We start from the raw sequence: 8,528 nt of genomic DNA on the forward strand, positions 1-8,528 counted from the left end.
GGAGCGGACAGCAGTAGACCTGCTGCTATTATGAAAAAATTGTACTGACTGAAGGGAGATTTTGACAATGGCAAGAGAATTTATTGTACCTGGAGAAATTATTTCCGGTTCCGGAGCACTGGACATGGCAGAAGGAGCACTGAAACTCCTTGGTAAAAAAGCTCTGATCGTAACCGATAAAGTAATGATCGACCTGGGAAACTGTGCAAAAGTTGAGAAGGCGCTGACAAATCAGGGCATTGAATACAGCATTTATTCTGACATCTGTGGTGAGCCAACAGATACCATGATCGAAAAAGGCTTACAGATTTATAAAGATGAGAACTGTGACTTCCTGGTAGCTCTGGGAGGCGGAAGCCCCATTGACTCCATGAAAGCCATCGGCTCACTGGTAGTAAACGGTGGAAGCATTTCCGACTACATGGGAAAAGTGATCGATGTAAAGATGCCGCCAATGGCGGCGATCCCTACCACAGCAGGAACGGGATCTGAGGCAACACAGTTCACGATTATCACGGATACCAAAAAAGACATCAAGATGCTTCTTAAAGGCAAAGTTCTCATGCCGGATCTTGCCATTATCGACCCACAGTTTACTATGACTGCACCTCCAAAGATCACAGCAGCAACAGGTCTTGATGCACTTTGCCACTGTGTGGAAGCTTATACATCCAGAAAAGCACAGACACTTTCCGATACTTTTGCAGTATCTGCAGTAAAGAGGATCTTTAAATATCTTCCGGTTGCATATAAAGACGGAAAGAATGAAGAAGCTCGTGTACAGATGTCTGTCGCTGCTCTTGAGGCAGGAATCGCATTTAACAATGCATCTGTTACCATTATCCATGGAATGAGCCGTCCGATCGGAGCACTGTTCCATGTAGCACACGGACTTTCCAATGCCATGCTTCTGAAGGAGTGCCTTACCTTTGCGCTTCCCGGAGCATACGACAGATTCGGAGCGTTGGGACGTGATATTGGTGTGGCGGATGCAACTGATTCTGATCAGGAAGCAGCTGAGAAATTCCTGAAAGCAGTAGAGTCACTTGTAAATGAACTGGATACTCCGACTCTGGAGCAGTTCGGTATCAATAAAGAAGAGTTCTTCAACGTCATCGACAAAATGGCACATGATGCCATGGACAGTGGAAGTCCTCAGAATACCATGCGTGATGTAACAGAAGAGGAAGTAAAAGAAATCTACAGAAAACTCTGGTAAAATGTAAATGTAAACCCTGCATTGCCAGATAGGAAAAGACTCCGGACCGGAGAAAAAGGCTCCGGAGTCTTTTTTCCCGTGGCAAATATAGCTGCAAAAGAAAAGGAGGCATATCCTTCATGAGAAAAAAGTATATCTGTATTCTGGTGGCAGTCATAGGAGTTTGCAGCCTTTCCGGATGCGGGTCTTCTGCAAAGAAAACAGAAGAAGAGCAGGTAACGATCGGTGTTGTTACAAAATCTAAAAGCAGTGAATATTGGTTGTCTGTCTGCGACGGAATGAAAGATGCGGCAGAAAAATATCATGCAGATGTGGTGATTCTGTCTCCGGATTCCGAAACAGAAGAAGAGGTTCAGAAAAATATGATCCGGGATCTTCTGAAAACCGATATCCAGGCGATGGCAGTTTCTCCTATAGATTCCTATGAATGCGAAGATTATTTAAATTTCGCAAGAGAAAAGGGGATTTCTGTATATGCCTGTGATACTCCCATAGAGGATTCAGAAATCCCTTATATTGGAATTGACAATGAAAAACTAGGCTATGAGCTGGGCGAGCAGCTTGCAAAGGCTCTGGATCATAAAGGAAAGATTGGCGTGATCGCCGGTGATTTTAAGCAGGCTGGACACCGGATGCGTGTTGCCGGATTTGAAAAATATATGGAAAAAGAGCCAGGGATCACCATTGAAATGGTTCGGAACGGATACAGCAATATGCGGGTTTCCCAGAAGGATGTGGATGAGATCCTGGTGAAGTATCCGGATCTTAACGGAATCATGGCCACAAGTGCAGTGACGGCCCTGGGGCTTTCAGAGGCAACTGAAGGACGGGAGATTTCTATTGTTTCCGTAGATGCTCAGGAAGATGCCTTGAAAGCGGTTCAGGATGGGCGTATTGTGGCGCTTGGCGCGCAGTCCGGTTATCAGATCGGTTATGAAACCATCCGGTATATTGTGAAGGATCTGGAGGGAGAGGGAACAGGAGAAGATGAGATTCTGGATTCCCAGGTGCTTACCGAAGAAAATATTGATACATATATGAAGGATGACGGACATTCTCATCCCTGATACAAGCAGGTTTCCGTCCGCTGCTTATTATTTTTTACAATCCGGCAGAGGCATTGACTGATTCGGTAAAAAGTCAGGCTGGTATCCAAAAATAAAACACGAAACATAAAAATAGGACAAAAGAAGGATGTAGAGATATCAGAATCAGAAAAACTTTGGTACAGATTTAACAGTCAGGTAAAAATAATACCGAAAAACTAAAATTTCTCATACTATGATAATCCTGTATTTTCGATAAAATAGAATCATCAAAAGGAAAGCGAAAATAAAAAACGAAAAGAAATGAAAGGGCGGGATAATAAGATGGAGAAGAAAAAACTTTCGGTATCAACAGGGCTGTGTTATGCTGGAGGAGATGTAGGATGTAATATCGTGTTCGGAATGATCGGAACACTGCTGACGCTGTTTTACACAGATTATGTAGGGATAAGCGCAGCAACAGTAGGACTGGTAATGTTACTTTCCAGATGCTTTGATGGATTTTCCGATCTGGTCATGGGTGTCATTGTAGAGAGGACCAATTCCAAATGGGGAAAATCAAGACCCTGGCTTCTGTGGATGAGCATTCCGTTTGCGCTGTCAGCAGTACTGCTTTTCACAGTGCCGCGTACAACAGGGATGCTTCAGTTTCTGTATCTCTTTGTAACCTATAACTTCTGTACGACCATATGCTATACAGCGATCAATCTTCCATATGGAAGCCTTTCTTCAATGATGATACGCGAATCATCAGAGAGAGATAAACTCAGTGTATTGAGAATGGGACTGTCACCTATCGGAAAGATCGTTGCAGCAACCTGTACACTGCCGCTTGTAAAGCTTCTTGGAAATGATCAGGCTGCATGGATCAAGGTTATGAGTGTATGGGCAGTGCTTGCACTTGCACTTCTGCTTCTCTGCTTCTTCAGATGTGAGGAAAAGGTTCAGATCGAAGCAAGAAAGAAAGATGAGAAGCTTCCGATTCCGACAATGCTGAAGGCACTTTTTGCAAATCAGTATTTCTGGGCAGTAATGCTTCTGTGGACAGTGCAGAGTGTATCCTTTACGATCACAGGAACCATTCTTCCGTACTACTGTAAATATATTTTCAACAATGATACATGGATGTACAGCGCACTGTTCCTTACAGAAACCCTGGTTCTGGTAGTGGGAATCTTCATCTGCTCACCGTTGATCAAGAAATTCGGAAAAAGAAATATCGCATTTGTCGGTGGATTTGTTGCACTTGGCGGCCAGATTCTGTTTTTCCTGAATCCATACAGCTTCGGCTTCATGGTTATGAGCTGTGTCACACGTGCCATCGGACTTGCTCCACTGAACGCAGTTGTATTCAGTATGGTTGGTGATGTAGTAGAGTTCGGACAGTGGAAAAACCATATCCGTCAGGAAAGTCTGATCTTTGCAGGCGGTTCCATCGGAACAAAAGTTGGCGCAGGTCTTGCCTCCGCAGTGATCACAGGTCTTTTAAGCAGTTCCGGATATGTAAGCTCATCTGCAGGAATAACTGCACAGCCGGAAACAGCACTGGAGATGATCGTTTCTCTTTATAAATTTGGACCGATCCTCATTGCAGCAGTGATCATTGTAACGCTTTTCGGATATAAGCTTGACAAAATGTATCCGGCGATCATGCAGGAGCTTACCGAGCGCGAGGCACACGGACAGTTATAAACATTTTATTGTAAAACATATATTCAACCGCAAACAGGAAATCAGGCAGGGGTAGGATACTCCTGCTGTTTCCTGCGTTTATGGGCATATAGCATAGAGAGGCGTATATCCGCTTTACGGAAGGGAGGAGTTCTATGTTAAAAAGTATCCGGGCAAAGATATTACTGGCGATCCTGACAGTAACCATGTTTACTGCCTGTTCTCTTACGGTGGTATTTTATTTTCGGGCAGCAGGGATGATCGAAGAAAATTATTCAGGTATCCTGTATGGACGGATGCAGCAGACTATAAAAGATCTGGACGAATCCCTGAAAGAGATTTATTATGTGAATACGAGAACTGCCTGGGATACAGATATACGGAATAATGCGAAGGACTACAGCTGTACAGGAAATGAAAACAGCCTGGAAAATATGGCTGGGCTTCTCCGGGAACACAGTCGGGAATATAAAGATATCAACTCCCTTTACTTTGTCTTTCCAGACAAAAAAATGGCTGTGACTTCTGAGGAATTTCCGGTAAACAAGCAGGGGATTTCAGGAGAACATATCGAGGAATTGGAAAAAATACAGGAACTGGATTCCTTTCCGGTTCTTGTGGAATCTCCGATCCATGAAGGCGGCAGCTTTCTTTCTGTGATCCAGAAGGTAGAGGATGATAACGGAGAGATTCTGGGGTATGTTGTCGCAGACATCAGGGAACGGGCAATTTATTACGAATATCTGGAAGCTGTCAATGACGAAAAGATCACCAGAATAGTTCTGGTAGACAGAAATGATGAAATCGTGACATCCGGAGACTACAGTGACATTGGAAAAACATTTCCAGAGATTACAGACCAGAATGTTCCCAAAATGGAAGGCTATGCAGAAAAAAACGGTGTGATCTCTTTTTTCAGCAGATGTAGCTTTTCAGACTGCGGCTTATATCTGGAGGTACCGAAAAAAGAAGTTTTAAGCGGACTTTCCCGGATGCGGCTCTTTCTGATCGGAATATTTGGTGCAGTTTTTGTGGCAGCTGTGCTGCTGGCACTGTGGCTCTCCAGAGTAGTCTGCGGACCGCTCAGATCCATGACTGGCACGGTTGAGAAGGTTGGTGAGGGAGATCTGAGCCTCCGTACAGAAGTGACTACTGCTGATGAGATCGGAACCCTCGGAAAAGAATTCAACCACATGCTGGATTATATCGAAGCTCTGATCGCCCAGGTGATCGAAGAGGAAAAGCAGAAAAAAGATGCAGAGCTGGAAGCACTGCAGTATCAGATCACACCGCATTTTATGTATAATACATTGAACTCCATCAAATTTGCGGCATTTCTGAAAGGGGAAAAAGAGCTGGCAGGGCTTATTGGAGATTTCGTGGAGCTTCTGCAGGCCAGTATCAACAAAAAGGGAAGCTTCCTTTCTGTTGCCGATGAGATCCATATACTGAAAAATTATATCCATCTGCAGGATTTTCGCTATCAGGGAAGCTTTCAGGTGAAATATGAGATCTCTGAGGAAGCATACCGGTGCTATATTCCAAGACTGATCCTTCAGCCGCTTGTGGAGAATGCTCTTCTTCACGGGATCGACATCAAACGGCAAACAGGAAAAATCTGGATCAGCGGAAACGTAAGTGAAGGAAAGCTGATCCTCATAGTAAAGGATAACGGCAGAGGAATGACAAAAGAGCAGATCCGAGATCTTTTTAACAGTCATGCAAAAAAAACAAACGGACTTTCCGCAGTGGGGATTCCAAATGTAAAAGAACGCCTGGAGCTTTATTACGGGACACAGGGAGGAATGGAATATGTAAGCAGTGGAAACGGTACGGAGGTCACGGTATTTCTGCCTGCGATCTATGATATGCCTGAAGAAGGGAGAAAAAATTAATGTACAGAACACTGGTGGCAGATGATGATTTTCTTGTAAGGAGCTATCTCAAAACCCTGGATTCCTGGGAAAGAGCAGGATATGAGATCGTGGATGATGCAGAAGACGGGGAGGAAGCTTATGGATTCCTTCAGAAAGAAAAAATCGATGTTCTTGTGACGGATCTTACCATGCCTGTGATGGATGGAATTGAGCTGATCAGAAAGATCCGTGAGGAAAACAGGGATATCTATATTATCGTGCTCAGCTGTCATGATGATTTTGAATATGTAAAAGAGGCCATGCGCCTTGGGGCGGATGAATATGTATTAAAGAACAGTTTGGACGAGGATAGTCTTTATGATACTCTGGAAAAATCAGCCCGGCTGATCGAGAAGCGCAGAGAAAAAAGTCAGGAACAGGCACGGACGAGAAAGCTGATCCATCTGGGAAGTCACGCTCTGAAGTATTATTTTTTTAACGGACTGATCTCGGGGATGCTGAAAAATCAGGCACGTGAGGAAAAGCGTGTGGAAGCAGGAATCGCCGGGAAATATTTTAACAGTGCTGTGATCTGTATGTTTATGGAGAACTGGGCAGAGAGGGAAAGACAATGGACGCCGCTGGAAGTGGAACAGTATTCCCATCATTTCCGTCACAGACTGCTGGAACGTACGGAGGAGCTTCTTGGGACAGAAAGTGAATTTGCGGAAGTGGTCTATCTTGGCGCAGGGATTTTTTGCTGTTTTCTTGATCTTTCCGGAGACTGCAGGACATCGGCTATGCAGCAGAGACTGACTGAGGCAGCAGCGATCTGCTACCGGCACTGTCAGGAGGATCTTTGTGATTTTGGTATCAGTGTCAGCAGTGTCTGCATGGGAGAGGATGGGATCCGCCAGGCTTATCAGCAGGCCAGAGAAATGATGAAACTGCATTTTTATGAGAAAAAAGAGATCCTTTATTTTGAAGGGCGGAAGAAAGCGGACAGTGTTCTGCCGGAAAGTGCTGAGAAGCTGGAAGGGCAGATTTCCAGGCTGAAGGCAGGGAAAGACCGAAAAAAGCGGAGGAGCTTTGGACACAGGTTCTCGCTGACTGTCAGGATCGTTATACCGACGGAAGACTTCTGGTACAGTGGCTTAAGAAATTGAATCAGACAGCCGGAATTGAGAAAGAGCCCATCTGGTATGGAGATATCGAAAGCTTTGAGAAATTCAGGGAAAAGGGCAGTGCCTGTATTTCACAGCTTTTTGTGGGGGAAGAGGATGCTGTTCCGGAGGGAATCTCTGCTGCTGTGAAAAAAGCACTGGAGTTTATCCGGGAACATTATGAAGCGCCGATCAGCCTTCAGGATGCAGCAGATGCGGCGGAGGTAAATCCTGCTTATCTCAGTTATCTTTTCAAACAGGAGATGAAGATCGGTTTTTCCAATTATGTGCAGGAGCTTCGGATCGACTGTGCAAAGAAGCTTCTTTCAGAAACAAACTGTAAAGTGAAGGATGTGGCATTGCGTTCCGGTTTTGGAGATTATCATTATTTTTCCAAGACATTTAAGAAGTTTACGGGCTTAAGTCCTGCGGAATACAGAAAAGAATCCGGATTATCATAGAAAGAGGTGCTTAGTATGGGAGTTACTATAAGGCAGATCGCGGAAGCTGCCGGTGTTTCCAGAGGTACTGTTGACAGAGCGTTAAATAACAGGGGCAGGATCCGTCCGGAGGTTGCTGAGAGGATCCGTGCCATCGCTGATGAGATGGGGTATAAGCCGAATCAACTGGGCCGTGCTCTATCCATGAGCAGAAATAATATTAAGATCGGCGTGATCCTGCAGGGTGCGGAAACACCTTTTATGAAAGAAGTTCTGAAGGGGATACAGGAGGCGTGCGCTGAGGTGGATAATCTTGGTGGTACAGTCCTGGTCCATAAGATCGAGCATCAGAATGCGGAGGATGTTATTCTCGCCATGGAGAAGATGCGGATGGAAGAGGTTAGTGGTATTGCCATGGTTCCTTTGGATGAGGAACGTGTGAAAAGGGAAATTGACCGGTTTGTGGAGGAATTTCGGATCCCGGTGGTGACGTTTACTTCGGATGTGGAGGATACGAAACGGCTTTGCTTTGTAGGGCAGAACGGTGTGCAGTGTGGCCGTGCGGCTGCGGGGCTTATGGGGGAGCTGACCGGTGGAAAAGGAAAGGTTGCTGTGATTTCCGGCTATAGTACCAATACTTCTCTGAGCAGCAGGGTGGTTGGATTCCGTGAGGAAATTGCGCGGAAGTATCCTGGGATTGAGATCATTGGGCCGGAGTATTGCTTTGAGGAGAATGGCAGGGCCAGGGAGATTACGGAAGGGATATTTAAGGATGTTCCGGATCTTGACGGGATATATCTTACTTCTCATGGTGAGGAGGGGGTGTGTGAGGCAATCGCCGGAGCGGGGAAAGCTGGTCAGGTGAAGATGGTTGCCAATGATTTTATGGGGCGGAATTATGAGCTGATGAGGGAAGGGTTTATTCATTTCCTGATCGGGCAGGATGCCAGGATACAGGGGTATGAGCCGGTGATGATTTTGTTCCGGCTGCTGTTTAATGGGGAAGCGCCGGAGAGGGCGAAGATTTTTACGGAAATATATATAAGGAATGAGTATACGATTCCGGAGGGGAGACACTGAAGTGGGGTGTCTTCTTTTTTTGTGCGGAGGGACGCCGCGGAAGGGGATGCTGT

The 8,528-nt window shown here is 45.4% G+C and carries 7 protein-coding genes; all 7 read left to right on the plus strand.

All coding sequences use genetic code 11. The annotated features are described in order from the left end of the window. Nucleotides 1-67 precede the first annotated feature (67 nt). The 7 genes from CK1_RS00565 (at nucleotide 68) to CK1_RS00595 (ending at nucleotide 8,475) form a co-directional block, all read left to right on the plus strand. Complete coding sequence (locus CK1_RS00565) at nucleotides 68-1,219, plus strand: iron-containing alcohol dehydrogenase (protein ID WP_015524408.1); 1,152 nt, start codon at nucleotides 68-70, stop codon at nucleotides 1,217-1,219. 119 nt (nucleotides 1,220-1,338) lie between these two features. Further along, complete coding sequence (locus CK1_RS00570; protein ID WP_015524409.1) at nucleotides 1,339-2,286, plus strand: substrate-binding domain-containing protein; 948 nt, start codon at nucleotides 1,339-1,341, stop codon at nucleotides 2,284-2,286. A 303-nt stretch (nucleotides 2,287-2,589) separates the two neighbouring features. Beyond that, complete coding sequence (locus tag CK1_RS00575) at nucleotides 2,590-3,957, plus strand: MFS transporter (protein ID WP_015524410.1); 1,368 nt, start codon at nucleotides 2,590-2,592, stop codon at nucleotides 3,955-3,957. Nucleotides 3,958-4,091: 134 nt separating this feature from the next. Further along, on the plus strand, nucleotides 4,092-5,831 hold the full coding sequence (locus CK1_RS00580) for a cache domain-containing sensor histidine kinase (RefSeq protein ID WP_015524411.1): 1,740 nt from the start codon (nucleotides 4,092-4,094) through the stop codon (nucleotides 5,829-5,831). Beyond that, the gene (locus tag CK1_RS00585) at nucleotides 5,831-6,958 is read left to right on the plus strand and encodes a response regulator (protein WP_015524412.1); all 1,128 of its coding nucleotides are present in this window, start codon (nucleotides 5,831-5,833) and stop codon (nucleotides 6,956-6,958) included. The genes CK1_RS00580 and CK1_RS00585 overlap by 1 nt, the downstream gene beginning before the upstream one ends. Continuing rightward, a complete protein-coding gene (locus CK1_RS00590) occupies nucleotides 6,955-7,416 on the plus strand; it encodes a helix-turn-helix domain-containing protein (protein ID WP_306288663.1) in 462 nt (153 codons plus the stop codon). The genes CK1_RS00585 and CK1_RS00590 overlap by 4 nt, the downstream gene beginning before the upstream one ends. Before the next feature lie 15 nt (nucleotides 7,417-7,431). Further along, nucleotides 7,432-8,475, plus strand: coding sequence for a LacI family DNA-binding transcriptional regulator (locus tag CK1_RS00595; protein ID WP_015524413.1), 1,044 nt, complete (start codon nucleotides 7,432-7,434; stop codon nucleotides 8,473-8,475). Nucleotides 8,476-8,528 lie beyond the last annotated feature (53 nt).

It is taken from the genome of Ruminococcus sp. SR1/5 (assembly GCF_000209835.1).
Classification (GTDB): Bacteria; Bacillota; Clostridia; order Lachnospirales; family Lachnospiraceae; genus Blautia_A; species Blautia_A fusiformis.

Excerpts from the sequence above, each read along its gene's own strand:
- CK1_RS00565 (WP_015524408.1), top strand. The coding sequence starts at position 68 with ATGGCAAGAGAATTTATTGTACCTGGAGAAATTATTTCCGGTTCCGGA.
- CK1_RS00570 (WP_015524409.1), top strand. The coding sequence starts at position 1,339 with ATGAGAAAAAAGTATATCTGTATTCTGGTGGCAGTCATAGGAGTTTGC.
- CK1_RS00575 (WP_015524410.1), top strand. The coding sequence starts at position 2,590 with ATGGAGAAGAAAAAACTTTCGGTATCAACAGGGCTGTGTTATGCTGGA.
- CK1_RS00580 (WP_015524411.1), top strand. The coding sequence starts at position 4,092 with ATGTTAAAAAGTATCCGGGCAAAGATATTACTGGCGATCCTGACAGTA.
- CK1_RS00585 (WP_015524412.1), top strand. The coding sequence starts at position 5,831 with ATGTACAGAACACTGGTGGCAGATGATGATTTTCTTGTAAGGAGCTAT.
- CK1_RS00595 (WP_015524413.1), top strand. The coding sequence starts at position 7,432 with ATGGGAGTTACTATAAGGCAGATCGCGGAAGCTGCCGGTGTTTCCAGA.